The 20,601-nt window shown below is 35.6% G+C and carries 17 protein-coding genes; 9 read left to right on the top strand and 8 right to left on the bottom strand.

Annotation, left to right across the window (positions count from 1 at the left end):
- Nucleotides 1-22 precede the first annotated feature (22 nt).
- Both BLS90_RS09665 and BLS90_RS09660 read right to left on the bottom strand, forming a co-directional pair.
- Nucleotides 23-2,065, bottom strand: a complete 2,043-nt coding sequence (locus tag BLS90_RS09665; protein WP_091257442.1) for a LysM peptidoglycan-binding domain-containing protein — start codon at nucleotides 2,063-2,065, stop codon at nucleotides 23-25.
- 301 nt (nucleotides 2,066-2,366) lie between these two features.
- Entirely contained in the window at nucleotides 2,367-3,554 is a 1,188-nt protein-coding gene (locus BLS90_RS09660; protein ID WP_091257441.1) for a phosphoglycerate kinase, read from the bottom strand.
- Nucleotides 3,555-3,837: 283 nt separating this feature from the next.
- Here BLS90_RS09660 and BLS90_RS09655 point away from each other — a divergent pair, with 283 nt between their 5' ends.
- The 7 genes from BLS90_RS09655 (at nucleotide 3,838) to BLS90_RS09625 (ending at nucleotide 9,963) form a co-directional block, all read left to right on the top strand.
- Nucleotides 3,838-4,986, top strand: coding sequence for a DNA polymerase III subunit (locus tag BLS90_RS09655; protein ID WP_091257440.1), 1,149 nt, complete (start codon nucleotides 3,838-3,840; stop codon nucleotides 4,984-4,986).
- Between the two features lie 4 nt (nucleotides 4,987-4,990).
- Nucleotides 4,991-5,374, top strand: coding sequence for a DoxX family membrane protein (locus tag BLS90_RS09650; protein WP_091257439.1), 384 nt, complete (start codon nucleotides 4,991-4,993; stop codon nucleotides 5,372-5,374).
- 50 nt (nucleotides 5,375-5,424) lie between these two features.
- On the top strand, nucleotides 5,425-5,934 hold the full coding sequence (locus BLS90_RS09645; protein WP_073353352.1) for an acyl-CoA thioesterase: 510 nt from the start codon (nucleotides 5,425-5,427) through the stop codon (nucleotides 5,932-5,934).
- A 188-nt stretch (nucleotides 5,935-6,122) separates the two neighbouring features.
- Complete coding sequence (gene recA / locus BLS90_RS09640) at nucleotides 6,123-7,130, top strand: recombinase RecA (protein WP_091257505.1); 1,008 nt, start codon at nucleotides 6,123-6,125, stop codon at nucleotides 7,128-7,130.
- A gap of 440 nt (nucleotides 7,131-7,570) precedes the next feature.
- Nucleotides 7,571-7,981, top strand: coding sequence for a hypothetical protein (locus tag BLS90_RS09635; RefSeq protein WP_139171407.1), 411 nt, complete (start codon nucleotides 7,571-7,573; stop codon nucleotides 7,979-7,981).
- A gap of 15 nt (nucleotides 7,982-7,996) precedes the next feature.
- Entirely contained in the window at nucleotides 7,997-8,527 is a 531-nt protein-coding gene (locus BLS90_RS09630; RefSeq protein WP_091257504.1) for an RNA polymerase sigma factor, read from the top strand.
- An 8-nt stretch (nucleotides 8,528-8,535) separates the two neighbouring features.
- The gene (locus BLS90_RS09625; protein ID WP_091257437.1) at nucleotides 8,536-9,963 is read left to right on the top strand and encodes a hypothetical protein; all 1,428 of its coding nucleotides are present in this window, start codon (nucleotides 8,536-8,538) and stop codon (nucleotides 9,961-9,963) included.
- Here the strand turns inward: BLS90_RS09625 and BLS90_RS09620 are convergent.
- Nucleotides 9,947-10,708 carry a lysophospholipid acyltransferase family protein gene (locus BLS90_RS09620; protein WP_091257436.1) on the bottom strand — a complete coding sequence of 254 codons (762 nt, stop codon included), beginning with the start codon at nucleotides 10,706-10,708 and terminating at the stop codon, nucleotides 9,947-9,949. The genes BLS90_RS09625 and BLS90_RS09620 overlap by 17 nt on opposite strands.
- 263 nt (nucleotides 10,709-10,971) lie before the next feature.
- Between BLS90_RS09620 and trpS the strand changes: the two genes are divergently transcribed.
- A complete protein-coding gene (trpS, locus tag BLS90_RS09615; protein WP_091257503.1) occupies nucleotides 10,972-11,946 on the top strand; it encodes a tryptophan--tRNA ligase in 975 nt (324 codons plus the stop codon).
- Between the two features lie 74 nt (nucleotides 11,947-12,020).
- Here trpS and dprA read toward each other — a convergent pair whose 3' ends face one another.
- Complete coding sequence (gene dprA, locus BLS90_RS09610; RefSeq protein WP_091257435.1) at nucleotides 12,021-13,121, bottom strand: DNA-processing protein DprA; 1,101 nt, start codon at nucleotides 13,119-13,121, stop codon at nucleotides 12,021-12,023.
- 102 nt (nucleotides 13,122-13,223) lie between these two features.
- Between dprA and BLS90_RS09605 the strand changes: the two genes are divergently transcribed.
- On the top strand, nucleotides 13,224-14,171 hold the full coding sequence (locus tag BLS90_RS09605; protein ID WP_091257434.1) for an HU domain-containing protein: 948 nt from the start codon (nucleotides 13,224-13,226) through the stop codon (nucleotides 14,169-14,171).
- 58 nt (nucleotides 14,172-14,229) lie between these two features.
- Here BLS90_RS09605 and BLS90_RS09600 read toward each other — a convergent pair whose 3' ends face one another.
- From BLS90_RS09600 to mnmG, 4 genes are all read right to left on the bottom strand, one after another.
- Nucleotides 14,230-16,497 (bottom strand): helix-turn-helix domain-containing protein, encoded by a 2,268-nt coding sequence (locus BLS90_RS09600; protein ID WP_091257433.1) that lies wholly within the window; start codon nucleotides 16,495-16,497, stop codon nucleotides 14,230-14,232.
- 296 nt (nucleotides 16,498-16,793) lie between these two features.
- Complete coding sequence (locus tag BLS90_RS09595; protein WP_245705081.1) at nucleotides 16,794-17,408, bottom strand: OmpH family outer membrane protein; 615 nt, start codon at nucleotides 17,406-17,408, stop codon at nucleotides 16,794-16,796.
- Nucleotides 17,409-17,641: 233 nt separating this feature from the next.
- A complete protein-coding gene (locus tag BLS90_RS09590) occupies nucleotides 17,642-18,502 on the bottom strand; it encodes a class I SAM-dependent methyltransferase (protein WP_091257432.1) in 861 nt (286 codons plus the stop codon).
- A gap of 141 nt (nucleotides 18,503-18,643) precedes the next feature.
- Complete coding sequence (mnmG, locus tag BLS90_RS09585; RefSeq protein ID WP_091257501.1) at nucleotides 18,644-20,515, bottom strand: tRNA uridine-5-carboxymethylaminomethyl(34) synthesis enzyme MnmG; 1,872 nt, start codon at nucleotides 20,513-20,515, stop codon at nucleotides 18,644-18,646.
- Nucleotides 20,516-20,601 lie beyond the last annotated feature (86 nt).

Genomic DNA, 20,601 nt, shown 5'->3' with positions numbered 1-20,601 from the left:
AAATTTATAGAAGTTAATTGATTTATCCGTTAATTTTTAACTTCATTCCAGGCTTGATTTCTTCACTGCTAATACCATTCCATTTTTTTAAGTCAGAAGTGGTTACGCCTGGATATTTTTTGGCTATGCTAAATAAAGAGTCTCCTTTTTTGACATAATAATTAGAAGGTGATTTTTTAGAGGAAGCCGTTATATTTGATTTACTCTTGAAGGAATTGACAGTGGCCTTGTCAGTGATAATGGCAATTTCATCTTTGGCAACAATTAATGTTTTTCCAATAGTAATCGTATTGTTTGGCAACTTATTCCACTGTTTTAAATCCACGACGGAAGCTCCAAATTTACTAGCAATAGCTCCTAAATTATCTCCTTTCAAAACTATATATTCAACATCTTTGCGCTCTGGGTTCAAAGCTGATTCTGGTTTTGACTCCAGTTCGTTATTCACTATTTGCAAGGAAGCCCCTATTTGAACTGCATCGCTCGTAAGCCCATTCCAGGTTTGAAGATCTGCTACTGTAACATCATATTTAGTCGCAATGCTCCCTAGATTATCTCCTTTTTGAACCAAATAAGGTTTTACTTCCTCCGTTGCAGAAGTACTTGAAGCACTATTTACTTTTTCTTCTTTATTATTTTTTGTTTCGGCGGCCAAGACCATTTGGCTTTTTAAGATGCTATTATTTTCTTTAGGTTCTGCTGTTGTTGATTTAATTAAAGGCTGTCCTGCACTAATCTTCAAGTTTTTGCCATAGGCAAGCGCGTTACTATTAAGGTTATTCCATTTCTTTAGTTCGGAAATAGAAACACCATATTTAGAAGCAATGCTAGTTAGATTATCGCCTCGTTTTACTTTATAGTACGCTATTTTACCAGCTGTATTACTTTGATTAAAGGTAATTGGAGTATTTTTGACCACTGCTTTTGAAGTTTGGAACGGTCGTTCTCGCTTTTCCAATTCATGTTGTGTGTACGCATAAATCTGATCCTCATTAGACGCAAAAACAGCAATTTTTTCTTGAGGTAATCTTAAATAATGATTTTGGTCATGATAAAACGGAATCACATTCAGTTTATAAGATGGGTTTAGTACTTGCAACTGAACTACGGGAACATCCAACAAATCAGATATTTGTTTGAAAGTCATTTGCTTCTTAATCATTATGGTATCTGTAGCAAAATGTTGCACAGTGGCTCTGTTAGGAACAATTCCGTGTTCTTTATGGTATTCATAAATATACATCGTTGCTAAGAAAGCCGGAACATATCCTTGTGTTTCTTTAGGCAGATTTTTTCTGATGTTCCAATAATTTTGCTGACCGCCGGATCGTCTGATTGCTTTTGAAACATTCCCAGGACCTGAATTATAGGACGCCAAAACCAAATCCCAGTCACCAAATATCCGGTACATGTTAGTCATATATTGAGCCGCGGCTTCACTGGCTTTCAAAGGATCGCTGCGTTCATCTACATAGGAATCAATCTTTAACCCATATTGTTTTCCGGTTTGATACATAAATTGCCATAATCCGGTTGCTCCCATTCTAGAAACTGCTTTAGGATTTAGAGCGGATTCCACAACAGCTAAATATTTTATTTCTAAAGGGACATTTTGTTTGGCTAAAGCTTCTTCAAACACAGGGAAATAATACTCTGAAACCGCCATTAAACGTTCAAAGGATTTTTTTCGATACTTCAAAAATGATTTGATGATGTTTTCTAATCCTTGATTGTATTCAATGTTGAAAGGCGATTTCGCATCCATTGCGGCCAATCTTTCTTTGAGAAGTTCCGTTGACAATTCATACTCAATTTTCTCATCGATATTGACATTCTTAATATCATCCGAAATGGAATTGTACAAATCTAAATTAGTTAATTCCTTCATCCACAAGCTATCTACGCAGGCGGCTAAATCGTCTTTTACGAACGTTTTTTTGATGGAATCTAAGTAGGATAATTTTGTTTCGAATCTTGAAGTTTCTTTATTTTCGAAACTTTCTTGAGCAAACAATTGCGACGATAACAGCAGCAAAAGTGATAATGTGGTATTTTTTATATTCATATTTTTACGATCAAAGACCTATATTACAAATGATTACAAAGCTTGTTTTTACAAACTTAATAGGTTTAAACTAAAAATTTCTTTAAATATTGTTAAAAATGCAATCTTAGATGCATTTGTGAATAATTAACGTTGATTTGAAAGGTAAAACCGCTTTAAAAAAATAAAATACTTAAATTTCACAAAAAAACCTCAGCAATATATACTATCGCTAAGGTTATTCGTTTAATCCTGATTACCGTTTTTTTTATTTTTAATTAGTACCAATAAAACGGTTTATAATGATTTTCCAATACAAGAATTAGTCTAAAATAGCAGCAATTCCAGGCAAAGTTCTTCCTTCCAGCATTTCTAACATCGCTCCTCCACCGGTAGAAACATAGCTCACTTTATCTTCCAATCCAAATTGTTTTACTGCCGCAACTGAATCACCTCCGCCTACAAGAGAAAAGGCTCCTTTTGCAGTAGCTTCTGCAATAAAATTACCCAAAGCAATGGTTCCGTTTGCAAAATTCTCCATTTCAAAAACACCTAGTGGTCCGTTCCAAAGGATCGTTTTAGATTCCATAATCACTTTTTTGAAGTTTTCCAATGATTTTGGACCTGCATCCAAACCTTGCCAACCGTCAGGAATTTCTTTTACATCAACGATTTGTGTTTCGGCATCATTTGAAAATGCGTTGGCAGCAACAACATCAACCGGAATGTGAATTTGAACTCCTTTTTCCTTAGCCAATCTCAAGATTTCCAATGCCAATTCTTGTTTGTCATCTTCACAGATGGAATCTCCAATTTTACCACCTAATGCTTTTACAAAAGTAAAAGTCATTCCACCACCAATAATCATGTGGTCTACTTTATCAAGAATATTTTCAATCACCGTAATTTTCGAAGACACTTTAGATCCACCAAGAATTGCCGTTACTGGTTTTTCACTGTTTTTCAATACTTTGTTCAAGCTTTCGATTTCTTTGGCCAATAAAAATCCAAAACATTTTTCTGTTGGAAAGAACTGCGCAATAATTGTAGTTGAAGCATGTGCTCTGTGAGCGGTACCAAAAGCATCGTTTACATAAATATCTCCAAGTGACGCTAATTCTTTGGCGAAAGCAACATCACCCGCTTCTTCTTCGCTATGGAAACGTAAATTTTCCAATAATAAAACTGCACCAGGCTGCAATTTTTCAGCTGCTTCTTTGGCTTCAGCTCCAATACAATTTGATACAAATTGAACAGGAACTCCCAAAATTTCGGAAGTCGTTTTTAAAATGTGTTTCAAAGAATACTTTTCTTCAACGCTTTTTGGTCTGCCTAAATGCGACATCAAAATCACGCTTCCTCCTTGCGCAAGAATTGCGTCTATCGTAGGTTTTGCTGCTTCGATACGAGTGGCGTCAGTTACTTTGAAATTTTCGTCCAATGGCACATTAAAATCAACACGTATTATGGCTTTTTTACTTTTAAAATCGAAATCATTTAAAGTTTTCATCAGTATGTCTTTTAGTTTATTTTTTTTGAAAGAGTAACAAATATAGAACTTTTAAATTATTAATAAATTAGAGAAAACCATATAAAATAAATTTTAAGCAACGAAATCGTTGTAAATTAATAAATAATGCTTCTTTTTAATACTTTATGTGTTTTTTGTTCGAAATAAAGACAAATTAAATTTCAAAAATAAATGCGTTAATTGCCACTTCACGACACTTGCTAGTGGTGAAACTTTGCTTGCTAAAATTTTAGACTAAACCATTTTCTACTATCTTTGCTTCATGCAATTTTCAGAAATTTTAGGACAAGAACACATAAAAAGTCATTTGACAAAAAGTGCTGATTTGGGTAGAATACCACATGCACAATTGTTTGTTGGCCCTGAAGGAAGCGGTACCTTGCCTATGGCGATTGCGTATGCGCAGTACATTATTTGCAGCAATCAAAACGCGGAAAACTCGGGATCAAATGAAGCGTGTAACATCAAATTCCAGAAAATTTCACATCCTGATTTACATTTTATATATCCAACGGTAAGCACCGACGAGGTAAAAACCAAACCTAAAAGCATTGATTTTATAACGGAGTTTCGTCAGTTTTTAGAGCAAAATCCCTATGGAAGTTTGTTTGATTGGTACCAACTGCTGGGTGTAAAAAACAAACAAGGCGAAATCAGGGTCGATGATGCTCAGGAAATCTTGAAATCACTAGCGTTGAAATCTTACGAAGGCGGATACAAAATAATGATTATTTGGATGGCCGATAAGTTGAATATTGCCGCATCTAATAAATTGCTGAAATTACTAGAAGAACCTACGGACAGAACGGTTTTTATCCTGATTTCAGAAAACGAAGAAGATATAATTCAAACCATTCGTTCCCGATGCCAAGTGTTGCATTTTAATGGATTAAGCGAAAAAGTAATCGCAGAAGCTTTAGTCTCAAAAGAAAATATAGAATCAAAAACCGCCATAAAAATAGCGCATCAGGCACAAGGAAATTTCAACAAAGCATTACAATTACTGCAACCGGACAGCGAATCCGTTTTTTTTGAAAAATGGTTTGTCGATTGGGTTCGGGCTGCTTTTAGAGCTAAAGGAAACGCCGCAGCAATTCAGGATTTGATTCAATGGAGTGAGCAAATTGCTGGTTTAGGAAGAGAAACCCAAAAGAAATTTTTACATTTTTGTATCGACATGTTCCGACAGGCATTGCTGCTGAATTACCAAACGCCAAGTTTAGTTTACATGGAACCGCAAGTAGAAAAGTTCAAGCTGGAGAATTTTGCGCCTTTTGTAAATGGCAATAACATCAATGCTATTTTTAAAGAACTTTCGGAAGCCATGTATCACATTGAGCGCAACGGAAATCCCAAAATTATTTTAACTGATTTATCAATAAAACTAACCCGTTTAATTCACCAAAAATAAAAAAATGAACAACATTACTTCAATTTTGATTTTAATTTTCCTAGCCATTACTTTTCTACAATCCGGTTATGACAAACTGTTTTATTGGAAAGACAATGTAGATTGGTTAAAAGGACACTTCGCTAAAACACCATTAAAAAATCAAGTACCACTGGCTTTACTAAACATTTTAATTTTAGAATTAATTTCCGGGATTTTATGTGTGGTGGGTTGCATCGAATTACTGGTAAACAATGGAAGAATATTTGGTTTCTACGGAGCTGTTTTTTCTTGTGTCACGCTATTAATGTTGCTATTTGGTCAAAGATTAGCTAAGGATTATGATGGCGCGAGAACCATTGTCATCTATTTTATCCCTGCGATATTAGCCGTATATTGGTTGAATTAAAAATAAAAAGTTTCCGCATACAAAACAACACTATCCTCTTACATAAAAATATGACTCCAAAACATCCTTCTGAATCCTTAACGACACTAACTGATTTGGTTTTGCCAAGTGAGACTAATCCTTTGAATAATCTTTTTGGTGGCGAATTATTGGCCCGTATGGATCGTGCAGCCAGCATTGCGGCAAGAAGACATTCCCGAAGAATTGTGGTTACGGCATCTGTAAACCACGTAGCCTTTAATAGAGCCATTCCACTAGGAAGTGTGGTTACGGTCGAAGCCAAAGTTTCGCGCGCTTTCAAAAGTTCGATGGAAATATACATTGATATTTGGGTGGAAGACCGCGAATCTGGTAATAAAACCAAAGCCAATGAAGCGATTTACACTTTTGTAGCCGTGGATGATACCGGCAGACCCGTTGAAGTGCCCCAGATTGTTCCAGAAACCGAACTGGAAAAGCAACGTTTTGAAGCCGCACTGCGACGCAAACAATTAAGTTTAGTTTTGGCCGGAAAAATGAATCCGCATGACGCAACCGAATTAAAAGCATTGTTCATGTAGCAACATTTTAACGTGTTATTTTTATTTTAAAATATTCTTGAAAGAGAAAATTTACATTAAAAAAAGAAGTATTTTTACGAAAACAAATATTCTCACACAATTGGAATTTTCAGGATAATTAGTCATCCTGTCAGTTTCTTACAGTTATAAAATAATACAAATAGATGAAAGAAAAGGTAAAAGAGAAGATGAGTACAGAAAAAGAATCTAAATTAAAAGCGCTACAACTTACGCTGGATAAACTAGACAAAACCTACGGAAAAGGTACCGTAATGAAAATGGGCGATAAAGCCATTGTCGAAGTAGAAACTATTTCTTCAGGATCTTTAGGAATCGATTTAGCCTTAGGAGTTGGTGGCTATCCAAGAGGACGAATCATTGAAATATATGGTCCGGAATCTTCTGGAAAGACCACATTGACACTTCACGCTATTGCTGAAGCTCAAAAAGCAGGTGGAATTGCAGCTTTTATTGATGCAGAACATGCTTTCGATAGAAATTATGCAGAGAAATTAGGTGTGGATATCGAAAACTTAATCATCTCACAACCAGACAATGGAGAACAAGCTTTAGAAATTGCAGAGAACTTGATTCGTTCTGGAGCAATTGACATTGTTGTAATTGACTCGGTTGCTGCATTGACTCCAAAAAGTGAGATTGAAGGTGAAATGGGAGATTCTAAAATGGGATTACACGCCCGTTTGATGTCTCAAGCATTGCGTAAATTAACAGGAACCATCAGCAAGACAAACTGTACTGTTTTCTTTATCAATCAATTAAGAGAGAAAATCGGAGTAATGTTTGGAAATCCAGAAACAACAACTGGAGGAAATGCATTAAAGTTTTACGCTTCGGTTCGTTTAGATATCCGTCGTTCTACTCAAATTAAAGATGGTGATAACGTACTTGGAAACAGAACCAAAGTAAAAGTGGTGAAAAACAAAGTGGCTCCACCGTTTAAAATCGCTGAATTTGACATCATGTACGGAGAAGGAATTTCAAAAACTGGAGAGATTTTAGATCTAGCTGTCGAATTTGAAATCATCAAAAAAGCGGGATCTTGGTTCAGTTATGGTGAAACCAAATTAGGTCAAGGTCGTGATGCGGTTAAGTCTTTAATAAAAGATAATCCAGAATTAGCAGATGAATTAGAAGGAAAAATTAAAGCACATATCAAAGAATTAGCTGCTTTGTAAATCCAACTTACTTGTAAAAAAAAGATGCCGAAATAAATTATTTCGGCATTTTTTATAGCCTAAAATGAAACCTTCCTAAAGCTATATTCTTAAAAATAAATTAGAATCATTTACGCTTTTTGATTCAAAATCAAATCATAAAAAAACAAAAAAAAGAGTTATTAAACAAAGAAAAAAAATAATTCCTAAATATAGCCAGCAACTTAAAAAATCAGAAGAAGCTGTCCTCTTTGGACAGCCTTTTCAATAAAAATAGACATAATGCAGCTTTTTTGCAAAATCAAACCTTTAAAAAACAATAATTTAGTATTTTAATACTGCTTGCATTCAACTAAAAATTAATTGCTAACGCAACCTTTTAAAAAAATTGTATCTAAATAATAAATCTTCTTACCCCATTTTGTGTAAAATGGGCTTTATTTACTTAAAAAATGAAAAAAATGAAAAAATTTATCACACTCACCCTATTTCTATTGACATTTATATCTTGCAGTACGGACAATGATCTTCCTAACTACACGTACGAAGTTCTTCCTGTAGCAAGCTATACATTGCCTCAAAGTTTCAAATTAGGAGAAACCTATGAAATAAAATTGAAGTACCAGAGACCTTCAGATTGTTATTCTTTTCAGGGAATCTATTACGATAAGAATTTAAATATCCGAACTATTGCCATTCAGTCAGCCGTAAACAAGGACCAGGTGTGCACTCAAGTCCTTCCAGCAGAATCAGAAGTTTCTTTTAATTTTTTCGTAACCAACACTGGTTCCTATATTTTCAAGTTTTACAAAGGAGAAGACGCTAATGGTGTTAATATTTTTGAGGAAGTGGAAGTTCCTGTTACTAACTAATTTTTGACTAAAATTGTGGGGTTAGACCAATTAATTACTGACTGTAAAAAAAACTGCCCTAAAGCACAAGAACAACTATACCAGCTATTTTCTAAAAAACTATTTGGAGTTTGCCTAAAATACTCCATTAACTATGCCGACGCAGAAGACAATTTACAAGATGGTTTTTTAATTATTTATGACAAAATAAAACAATTCAATTTTAAAGGCTCTTTCGAAGGTTGGGCAAAGAGAATAATAATTAACAATGCCCTTCAAAAATTTAGAGACGTTCGGTTTATGGAGATAGTAGATGACACTGTTACTGACGAAGAAGTTGAAATCGATGATGAGAACATCTCTATTGATTATTTAATGCAGATTATTCAGGAATTGCCAGATCAATACCGCCTGGTTTTCAATCTTTACGTCTTGGATGGGTATTCCCATAAAGAGGTCGCAGAAATGCTTAAAATAACCACTGGGACAACTAAATCCAATCTCGCCAGAGCTCGGATGATTTTAAAAGAAAAAATTGAAAATTATTCCCGAATTAAAACAAAGTAGGCGACAAAATGAACGATAAAAAAAATATAGACCGGTTTTTTCAGGAGCAATTCAAAGATTTTGAATCCAATCCGAATGAGCAAGTTTGGAAAAATATCCAAACAGCTTTGAATGAAAAGAAGAGCCGAAAAGTACTGCCGCTCTGGATAAAATTCTCCGGCATTGCAGCGACTTTTCTTATGGGGATATTTGCATTAAATACTATTATAAACGACAAAATTAAAACTAATAATCCAGTGGTTATCGAATCAAAAGTTCCAAAGACCAACGTAAATGAAAAGGAATCTATCCCTAATAAATCCATAAAAGAGCAACCTTCATTTGACACAAAAACAACTCCTCAAGTAGTCGAAAATACGAGTAAAACAAAGCAATCAAACGAAAAAGAGAGTATAAATACTACTGGATTTAAAATTAATTCGAACAAAGAAAAAAATCAAAAGGAAGCTGTTGTTTATTTGCAAACAAATAATTTGTCGCTAAAACATCCCGCAACAACGCTTGAAAACCAAAAAGCTAGAGCTGTCACCAAGGCAAAAACAGACGACCTATTTGAGAAAAGCCAACAACTACAGCTAGAAAAAACGAGTATAACTGCCCTTGAAAACACTAGAATTGCTTTACTAAACACTAAAAAAGAACCCTCAATTGCTAGTGCAATTCCAAACGAATTAGATGAAATTCTTAAAAAGAAAACCGATCAAAAAAAAGAGGTTGTAAAGATACCCCAGCAGGACAAATGGCAAATTACACCTAACATCGCGGCTGTTTATTTGAACTCAAATTCAGGTGGTTCCGCTATTGATGCACAATTTTCAGAAAACCAAAAAACAGCAGAAAACAGCTTAAGTTTTGGCGTAGGAATCCATTATGCCGTTTCTAAGAAAATAGCCTTGCGTTCTGGGATAAACAAACTTTCATTGGGTTATAACACAAATAACATTATATACTCAACAGGCTTGACCAACAATAATCTGGCGAATATTGCTTACACTTCAACTGCTTTAATAGAAATTAATAATGAAGCTACTTTAAGCATGTTATCTACGTTCGAAAAAGATATACAAAAAACAAATACGGGTGCATTAAACCAGAAAATGGGCTATTATGAAGTTCCTTTGGAACTTTCATATTCCGTTTTAGATAAGAAGTTTGGAATTAATATTATCGGAGGAGTAAGCACCTTGTTTCTTAACCAAAATAAAATATCGCTGGTATCAGAGGAAACGAATCTAAAATTAGGTGAGGCCACTAATTTAAACCAAATTCATTTTAGCACTAATGTTGGTTTTGGATTTAAATACAAAATTGTAAAGTCGTTCCAAATCAATTTTGAACCCATGCTCAAGTACCAAGTTAATACGTTTTCAAGCAATTCTGGCAACTTCAAGCCATTATTCATTGGTTTGTACTCTGGAATCAGCTATGGCTTTTAATTGGATCAGAATCGAAAGCTATGAGTTGATTGTGTATGATGTCGCGCACTTCTTCACGAATTTCTTTGCGGTCAACACCCGTTTTTCCTAAAGTTTCTACGTGTGAATGCATTTTGACACGCATAATTCCTGGGCTTCCGCTGAAGAAAGTATAGGAAAATCTCTTTTTGTTATCGGCAAAAGTAATGGGAACAATAGGAATTTCATGTTCTATCGCCAAGCGAAAAGCACCGTCTTTAAAAGTATCCAATACTACGGATTCATCATCCGGAACGCCACCTTCGGGGAAAATACAAATGCTTAATCCTTGATTGATTCTTTTTTGAGCGCGGTTAAAAACTTCCAGTCTGCTCTTGGAAGAACTTCTATCCACTAAAATACAGGTTCTTTTATAGAAAAATCCAAACAAAGGAATTTTTGACAATTCTTTTTTACCCACAAAAACAAACGGATTTCTTGTTAGGGCAAGCATCAACATAATATCAGCCATTGAGGTGTGATTGGCAACAATCATGTAACTTTTTTGGTATTCCATCTCTTGGCTTTTATCTATCTTATAATAAAAACCCATACCGAAAAGAATGAATTTTGCCCAGATACGAGCCATCTTAAAAAAATAAGGATAGCCGTTTTCCGTTAAAATAGACAATACCAGAAAGGGAAACATCACCAATATAGGAATGGTCATTAAAATATAAAACCACACCCGCCACAGTACCCAAAAAATAATTTTCAATCCTCTCATAAGTTCAAAAGTAAGAAATCAGAAGTTATCATGAGTATAAATTTTCGATGTTTTTTTAAACATAAAAGTCATATACGTTTTTAAATTGTCGGTTAATTTTATTTCGGTTTTTCAAATTCATTACGGTTTTATCGACTTATATGACTTATGACTCAAAAGAAAATTTTGCGAATGCTAGTTGGAAATCGTTGATTTTTAAAATTTGCGAATTTGCGGTAAAAAATGAAAAACTTTACGAACTTTGCGTGGAAGAAAAAAATACAATGGCAAAAATACTTACAGGCGTTCAAAGTACTGGAACACCACATTTAGGAAACTTACTTGGCGCAATCATTCCCGCAATAGCATTATCGAATAAACCTGAAAACGAATCGTTTCTTTTCATTGCTGATTTACATTCGATCACGCAAATAAAAAACGGTGAAACCTTACGAAACAATACGTACAGCACTGCTGCCGCTTGGTTGGCTTGTGGTTTAGATGTAAACAAAGTAGTTTTCTACAGACAATCAGACGTGCCACAAACAGCGGAATTGTCTTGGTATTTAAGTTGTTTTTTTCCATTCCAACGGTTGACATTAGCGCATTCTTTCAAAGACAAAGCAGACCGTTTAGAGGACGTTAATGCCGGATTGTTTTCCTATCCAATGCTTATGGCTGCTGATATTTTATTATATGATGCGGAATTTGTGCCCGTAGGAAAAGACCAATTGCAACATTTAGAAATCACTCGCGATGTGGCTTCCCGTTTTAACCACCAAATGGGAGAAACTTTTGTAATTCCAGAAGCGATTGTACAACAAGACGGCTTACTAATTTCAGGAACCAATGGTGGAAAAATGAGTAAATCAGCCAATAATATAATCAATGTTTTTCTAGACGATAAAGCCTTGCGCAAGCAAGTGATGAGCATAGAAACCGATAGTACGCCGCTTGAAGATCCTAAAAATCCAGAGACGTGCAATGCTTTTGCTATTTACGCCCTTTTGGCAAATGAAGAACAAATAGCATCCATGACTGCCAATTATTTAGGTGGAAATTATGGTTACGGACACGCCAAACAAGCCTTATTTGAGTTGATAACAGAAACATTCAAAACCGAAAGAGAAAAATACAATTACTACATCAATAACCTTGTTGAAGTAGATGCGCTTTTGAAAATTGGTGCTGAGAAAGCTTCGGCAGTTGCCAATGGCGTTTTAGGAAGAGTGAGAGAAAAACTGGGGTTTGAGGTGTAATAATAACTATAAATTAACCGCAGATTCGCAGATTATGAATACTTAAAATCTGTAAATCTGCGGTCTATTATCATTTATATCGCCTCAAACAATTTCCCTGGTAACGGTCGTATCACGCCTTTCAATTCCATATTCAACAGCATTCCTGAGATTTTGTAGATGGGGAAATCACAACGCAAAGCAATAATATCCATCAATTCTTTCCCTGTTTTTAAGAGGTAATCATACACTTTTTGTTCATCATCATCAAGAGTGACAAACAATTGTTTTTGTACCGGTTTGGCGTCTTTCTGAATATCCCAATTCAGGATATACACTAAATCTGCAGCGCTCGTCAAAACATTTGCTTTTTGGGTTTTGATGAGATTGTTGCACCCTTGGCTGTATTTATCCGTAACACGTCCCGGAACCGCAAAAACATCACGGTTGTAATCATTTGCCATATTCGCCGTAATTAAAGATCCGCCTCTATCCGCTGATTCAATGACAATCGTTGCTTCACTCATTCCCGCTACGATACGGTTTCTTCGAACGAAATTTTCTTTATCGGGATTTGAGGAACTCCAAAACTCCGTCATAAAACCACCATTTTCTTCCACTTTAGCTACATATTTTTTATGGGTTTTCGGATATATTTGGTTCAAACCATGCGCTACCACGCCTATCGTTTGTAAGTTGTTTTCCATTGCCAGTTGATGCGCCACAATATCGACGCCATAGGCAAAACCGCTTACGATTATTGGATCGAGTGGCGCTAAATCTTCAATCAATTTTCGGCAGAACTCCATTCCGTAAGACGTGATTTGGCGCGTTCCAACAATACTAATTATTCTTCTGTTTTTTAAATTGATATTTCCAGAGGTAAACAATAAAAGAGGTCCATCAATACAATGTTTCAGTCGTTCTGGATAATTTTCGTCTTGAAAGAAAGCGACATTAATTTCATTTTCTTTTATAAATTCCAATTCATGAGTTGCTTTTTCAAAAACCGATTTATCTTTTAAATTTTTCAGCAAAATGGAACCCACTCCATCAATTCCAGCAAGTTGCGCAGCCTCAGTATTAAAAACGGCTTCTGCAGAGCCAAAATGAGTCAGCAGTTTTTTGGCCATGATGTCTCCCACGCCCTCTATTCTTTGCAATGCCAATAAATAAAATAAATCCTGCTCTTTCATGCTAATTATTTGAAGGTGAAATGTATAAATTTTTATGCGGATTGTTAATAAAAATTGTGAATAAAATTTTGATAACTATTTTCGTTGTATAACTTTGTAATTATGAAAATCGAACTATACATCGCGCAGCTTTTATACCGTTATCAATGTGTAACCGTTCCGGGTTTCGGAGCTTTTTTGACCGAAATTCAATCGGCTAAACTAAACGAAAGCTCGAATTCGTTTTCTCCTCCTAAAAAAATGATTGCTTTCAATGCGAATCTAAAGAACAATGATGGTTTATTAGCCAATCATATCGCTTTAGCGGAGAAAACATCATATGAATATGCCGTAAGCGCGATTCAATACGAAGTTTTTAATTGGAAAAAAGCCTTAGAAGAAAACGAACTTTTTTCTATAAAAAATGTTGGAGATCTTCGTTTGAACGCAGATAAAAACATTGTTTTTACTCCCTACGATCAAACTAATTATTTGATAAGTTCTTTCGGGTTGGCTCCTTTTGTTTCTCCACTGGTAAAAAGAGAAAACTTTGAAAAAGTAGTAGAAGCTATTGAAGAAAAAGCAACCATCACAATGGTTCCTGAACATAGCAGAACAGCGAATCCGTATTTAAAATACGCCGCTATTATGGTGTTAGGATTAGGAATCGCAGGTAGCGTAGGTTATCCAATGTACCAAAACCAAATCGCCTCAGAAACGATTCTGGTTAAAACTGCCGTTCAAAAACAAGTACAAAACAAAATTCAAGAAGCTACTTTCTTTATCGAAAGTCCTGTTCCAGCGGTAACTCTCGCTGTAAAGTCGACTGCCGAAATAAAAATGCCGTACCACATTATGGCAGGTGTTTATAGAGAAGAGAAAAACGCTAACAAAACGTTGCGCATTTTAATGCGTTTAGGATATGATGCTAAACGTATCGCTCCTAACAAAAACGGATATTTCCCTGTCTTATACGGAAGCTACGCTACTTTTTCAGAAGCGGAGAAAGCCAAAAAAGAAATTAATGAAAAGCACAATCCAGAAGCTTGGATTTTGATTCAATCCTTATAAAAACTAAAAATCCCTATTCTTACCGAATAGGGATTTTTAGTTTTAGCTATTAGTGGTCTTAATTCAAACTCGCTTTATACATCCTCGCTTCTTCCCAAGAGAATTTTTGTCCGTGTTTTTCCATTAATGCATTAAGTGATTCTTCGCGGTATCCTGCAAAAGCGGCTGCCAAATCCTGTAGTTTATCCTCAGGCAAAACGGCTGAAATGGCTACTGCTTTGGTTTGTATCAACTTGACGAAATGCGAATAAATGGTTTGTTTGGTCAGCACTCTGATAGTTGCAATATCCGCAATTGATTTCTTATCTACCCACAGTTCGTAGGTTTCCTGAACGGTAGATTTCTTGGGTACGGTTGTTTTTGCTTTTTTTGAAGTGTAGCGCTCCACGTCTTTTTCGTCATCAATCAAGATGATGTTTAGTTCTTTGAATTGATTTTGAATCGCTTCCGTTTTACGGCTGATGTAATTTTTTATATCTGAAGACGTCAATTTCTCTTTCGAAATGGTTTCTCCAGCCACAACGGTTTCTATCAATAATTTGGCTTTCATTAATCGCAACACGGCTTTGGTTTGTACCTCTTCCAAAAAAATCAATTCGTCATAAAACATTTTAGCTTTTTTGATGCGTTTTACTTCTTCAATTTTCCAAAGAATTTCAAAAACTAAGTCATCCATTGGCTTCAAGAAATAACTAAAAGCCGCTTGAATCCGTTCCGAAACATGATTTAAATCAACTGTTTCAGGAGCAAAAAGCTTGTTCAATTGCGAAATGAATTTTTTGGATGGATCCAAAAGCTGATCTACTTGTTCCGATTGCTTTTTAGCCCAAACCCCATGTTTGGATTTCCCTGAAACTTCAGAGCTTTCGTTGTAACTGAATCGGTGATTGCGCCATTCTTGAGCCAAGTCACTCCAATCAAACGTGTTGACCAAATAGTTATGAATAAAATTTTTGGTTTCAAAATTCAACGCATTGGCTAAAAACGAATCCGATGCTTTGTTCAACGCATAATCCATCACATCCTGATCGTTTGAAATACCATTCATGCGCAGCGGAGAAAGCAAAATAAGCCCTTCTAACGAGCGTAAACGCGATAATGCAACGTATGCTTGTCCAGGCAGAAAAACTTGCGAAACATCAAGTGCAGCTTTGTCAAATGTTAATCCTTGGCTTTTGTGCACCGTAATCGCCCAAGCTAACTTAATGGGATAATGCACAAAAGTACCTAAAACCTCTTCTTCTATTTCCTTTGTGGTTTGATCTACCTTATAACGAATATTTTGCCATTCGTATTTTTCAACTTCTATAGTTTTGTTTTCTTCGGGGAAATGAACCAGGATTTCTTGGCTTCCCAAAGATTTGATAATCCCCATTTTTCCATTAAAATAGTGCTTGTCAAAGGACAAATCATTTTTCACAAACATGATTTGCGCACCCACTTTTAACTTCAACTCTTGTTCCACGGGGAAAATTTTATCTGGAAAATCACCTGTTATTGCAGGATTATAGCATACTAATTTTCCTTCCAGATCTTGTAAAGCCTGAGCATTCATGGAATCGGCTTTGTTGTTGTGTGTGGTTAATGTAATGTATCCTTTGTTTGCTTTTAAATCAAAATCGGGTTTTACGTATTGGTTTAATGTTTGAATATCTTGTAGCGAAATCTGGTTGTTGCGCAGATTATTCAAAACTGAAATAAACGTATCGTCGGTCTGGCGAAAAATCTTGGACAATTCAATATATAAAGGAGGATTTTGCTGCACGACATGCGAATGGAAAAAGAATTTTCCTTTGTAATAGGTTTTCAGCGTACGCCATTCCTCATCCCGAATTACCGGTGGCAATTGCAATAAATCGCCAATATACAAGACTTGAACACCGCCAAAAGGAGTATTTCTTTTACGTACCGATTGCATCATGTAATCCATGGCATCGAGTAAATCAGCACGAAGCATACTGACTTCATCTATAATCAACAATTCCATATTTCGAATCACCGATTTCTTTAAACCACTCATTTTGAAATGCCTACGCAACGTAGCTTTGGTTTCAAATTTGGTGCTTTCAGAAAATTGGGGCGATGAATTATCTGGAATAAATCCGCCAAAAGGCAGCTGAAACATCGAGTGAATTGTGACACCTCCCGCGTTCAACGCAGCAATTCCCGTAGGTGCTACAACTACCGTGTTTTTATGCGTGGTTTGGATAATTTCCCGTAAAAGGGTGGTTTTTCCCGTTCCTGCTTTCCCGGTGAGGAAAACAGATCGTTGGGTTTGATTGATGAATCGTAAGGTGTAAGCGGCGGCTTCTGAGATAGTTTGCATTAGGCGTGTATATATAAAGCTAAAGTATTGAATTTTAGGAATACATTTTATAGTTTACGAAACTATTTGTCTGTTGAATTGGTTTGATTAGCCACGATAGCAACGGAAATCCTCGAGGTTTGGCAAGTGATTTTTTTCTAGCCAGAAAAGAGCGACTGCAAGAAGCTCCTTTTATGGTGTAGAAAAAACAATTGCTAACCAAGAGATATTAGTGTATAGCGGGAAATAGCTTCAAAAAAAAAAGCCTTCAATCTATAGATAGATGAAGGCAGCTTTTTGAATTAATAGAAAATAAATTATTTCTTAGCTTCTGCTTTTTCTTCTGTTTTAGCAGGTGCTTTATATTTATCGTTCAATCCTTTGATGATTTCTTTTGTGATATCAAATTTGTCTTCAGCGTATAATATTGATGCTGCGTCACCTGTTCCGTAGATGTAGGCATATCCTTTTTCTTTTCCGTACGCTTTGATGAATTTTTTCACGCCACTTACCAATGAATCCATTTCTTTTCCGCTTTCAACCTGTAATTCCTGAGATAATGCTTGTTGTGCATATCCTAATTGTTTTTCTTTTTTTTGCAATTCAGCTCCTTTTTTTTGCGCCCATTCTTGCCCATTAGCTTGTGCTTGCGCTTGAAAACTGGCTGCTTCTTGTTTAAACCTTGCGATTTCTGCTTCTAGCTGTCTGCCTTTTTCCTCTGCTTTTGTTTTGTATTTTGCTTCAAGGTCTTTTGCCTCTGTATATTCTTTCATTAATTCAGAAGTGTCTACGTAAGCTGTTTTTACTTCTTTAGCTGCTTCGGCTGGTTTGTTGCAAGCAAATAGAGAAATTGATAATGCGATAATTACTAATGCTTTTGTACTCATATTTTTAATATTTCTGTTTTGGTATTCGTGAATCTTCGATTTCATTTTGGTTAATTTCTAATATTTAAGTATTGGTGACAAAAATATAAAAAAATAGATAGTATTGACATAAAGTTTGAAAAATGCTACTTTTTTATGATATAAGATTTTATTATTACAATTAATGAATGGATAATGAACGTCTATTAAAAACAACCCTCATATCTTTTAAATAAACGAATTAGTTTAAAAGTTAGACAATCACATTCAATTACATTAAAAAATACGCTTAAATGCACTTAAAATGATTTTTGATTGTTTTTTAGGATGTAAATGTGTGAAGAATACTCAAAATTCTTCTTCGCTTCCCAATTCGACTGCAATCCGACAAAAAAAGCTTTTATATAATTCATTTTACCGGTTTTGTATTTTTCCGAAAGTAAGCTCACATAAAATGAGTCGAATTTCATAGGAAGCACTTTTTCTAAACTCATTGCTTCTTTTTCGAAAAGCATTTTTATAGCCGTTTTAGAAAAATGCCAAAAATGAATTGGCACATCATAAGCGGCCCAAAACTTCCCGTAATGTTTTGCGTCGAAAGATTTGAAATTTGGAACAGCAATGATCAACGTTCCGTTTGGTTTTAATAATCGTTTCAATTCTTTGATTTGGTTTTCCAAATTTGGAACGTGTTCCAAAACATGCCACATCGAAATCACATCAAAAGACTGATTTTCTAATTCGCTAGTTTCTCCAACAAATGAAACCCCTTTCTTTTTCGCAATCGCTTTTGCTTTTTCACTTGGCTCCACTCCTATCGTGTGCCAACCATTTTCTTTGGCCACAGATAAAAAATCTCCAGTTCCTGCACCAATGTCTAAAACACTTCCTTTATTCGGTAGCAAAGAATTGATTAAATTCAACTTATTTTTAAGCGCAATGCTTTTTACAAAATGATATACTTTTTCAAACAAAGACCTTTTGCTATCTGTGTGCGAAATGTAATCCACACTTTCGTAGTACTTTCCTAAATTTTCTAAACTGGGTTGCGGAGTCGTAATCAGCATGTCCAATTTTGCATCATGATACAAGTCGAAAATTTCCTGAGAAACAGAATAATCTTTAACGGTTAAAAAAGGCTGTTGGTTTGAAATGTCCATATTGTTAGTTTTCAGTTTCCAGTCGCAGTTTGCAGCTGAATCCCTTTAAATATAATGCAAATTTGATTTTGTTTCACGTGGAACGTCTTGTAAAGTATTCGTTTTTTTACTGAACACTGAGACTATGAACTGATTCCTTTCTCAACGTCCCATATAAATCAACAATACCGAAACATCACTTGGAGATACCCCACTAATCCTTGAAGCTTGAGAAATGGTCACCGGACGAATCTTGCTTAATTTTTGTTTTGCTTCAATGGACATGGACTTGATTTTCTCATAATCAAAATTCTCAGGGATTTTTACATCTTCCAATCGAAGCAGTTTATCCGCATTGTTTCTTTCTTTTTCGATATAACCAGAATACTTTACCTGGATTTCGGCTTGTTCCAGAATTTCTTGGTCTACATCATTTGCTGCAACATACGCAGCAACTTTTTCAAATTTCATCATGTCATCCAAATCGATCTGCGGACGCGAAAATACTTTAAACATTTTATCTCCTTGCGTAATTAAAGCCGTAGCTTTTGATTCTAATATAGGATTTGCTTCTGCAACCGAAACGCTCGTTTCTTTGAAGAAAGCAACCATCTTTTCAGATTCATTTAATTTGTGTTCCATTCTACGTAAACGCGCTTCTGATGCCAAACCTATTTCATGTGACATTGGCGTTAATCTGAAATCGGCATTATCCTGACGCAACAACGTTCTGTATTCTGCACGAGACGTAAACATTCGATAAGGTTCTTCTGTTCCTTTGGTGATTAAATCATCGATTAAAACACCAATATACGCTTCGTCTCTTTTTAAGATTAATGGTGCTTTTTCATGTACTTTTAAATGTGCATTTATTCCAGCCATCAATCCTTGAGAAGCTGCTTCTTCATAACCGGTAGTTCCGTTTATTTGTCCGGCAAAATACAAACCTTCAACAAGCTTTGTTTCCAAAGTGTGTTTCAATTGTGTGGGCGGGAAATAATCGTATTCGATTGCATAACCCGGACGAAAGAATTTTACTTTCTCAAATCCTGCAACGGAACTCAACGCTTTGAATTGAATATCCTCAGGAAGAGAAGTTGAAAAACCATTTACATAAACCTCACATGTATTCCATCCTTCCGGTTCCACAAATAATTGGTGTCTTTCTTTATCAGCAAAACGATTAATTTTATCTTCAATCGAAGGGCAATATCTTGGTCCAAGACTTTTTATTCTTCCATTAAACATTGGAGAACGATCAAAACCTTCTCTCAAAATATCGTGGACTTCAAGAGACGTGTATGTCATGTGACAAGATCTCTGATGAATTAACGGAGTAGTTACATCCGAATAAGAAAATTTATCCGGCTTGGCATCTCCTTTTTCTTCATTCATTTTGGAATAATCCAAAGAACGTCCATCTACTCTTGGAGGAGTTCCCGTTTTCATTCGGCCAGATTCAAAACCTGCCGCTACTAAATCTTCAGTAACTCCATGCGAAGCACTCTCGCCTGCCCTTCCTCCACCAAATTGCTTTTCGCCAATATGAATCAAACCATTGAGGAAAGTTCCATTGGTCAACACAACCGATTTAGATCGGATTTCTAACCCCAGCGAAGTTCGGATTCCTTTTATTTTTCCGTTTTCAATAATCAAACCTTTCACCATCTCCTGATAAAAATCAAGATTTGGAGTTCCTTCCAACATCATTCTCCATTCCTCAGCAAAACGCATACGGTCACTTTGAACACGTGGCGACCACATGGCTGGACCCTTAGATTTGTTCAGCATTTTGAACTGGATTGCAGTCCTATCCGAAACAATTCCTGAGTATCCTCCAAGCGCATCAATCTCTCGCACAATTTGTCCTTTGGCAATTCCGCCCATCGCTGGATTGCATGACATCTGCGCAATATTTTGCAAACTCATGGTTACCAATAAAGTTTTGGATCCCAAATTTGCAGCAGCAGCAGCAGCCTCAGATCCGGCATGTCCCGCACCAACAACAATTACATCATATTCCTCTAAAAACATCTTCTTGTATAATTTATACCCATTTTGAAGGGTTCTGATTTTGTAATCTATATTTTGTTCCACGTGAAACAATAAACAATTTATAT

The organism is Flavobacterium omnivorum (genome assembly GCF_900099915.1).
Lineage (GTDB): Bacteria > Bacteroidota > Bacteroidia > Flavobacteriales > Flavobacteriaceae > Flavobacterium > Flavobacterium omnivorum.
Note: the sequence above shows the minus strand (reverse complement) of the source record. Positions and strands in the feature narration are given on the sequence as shown.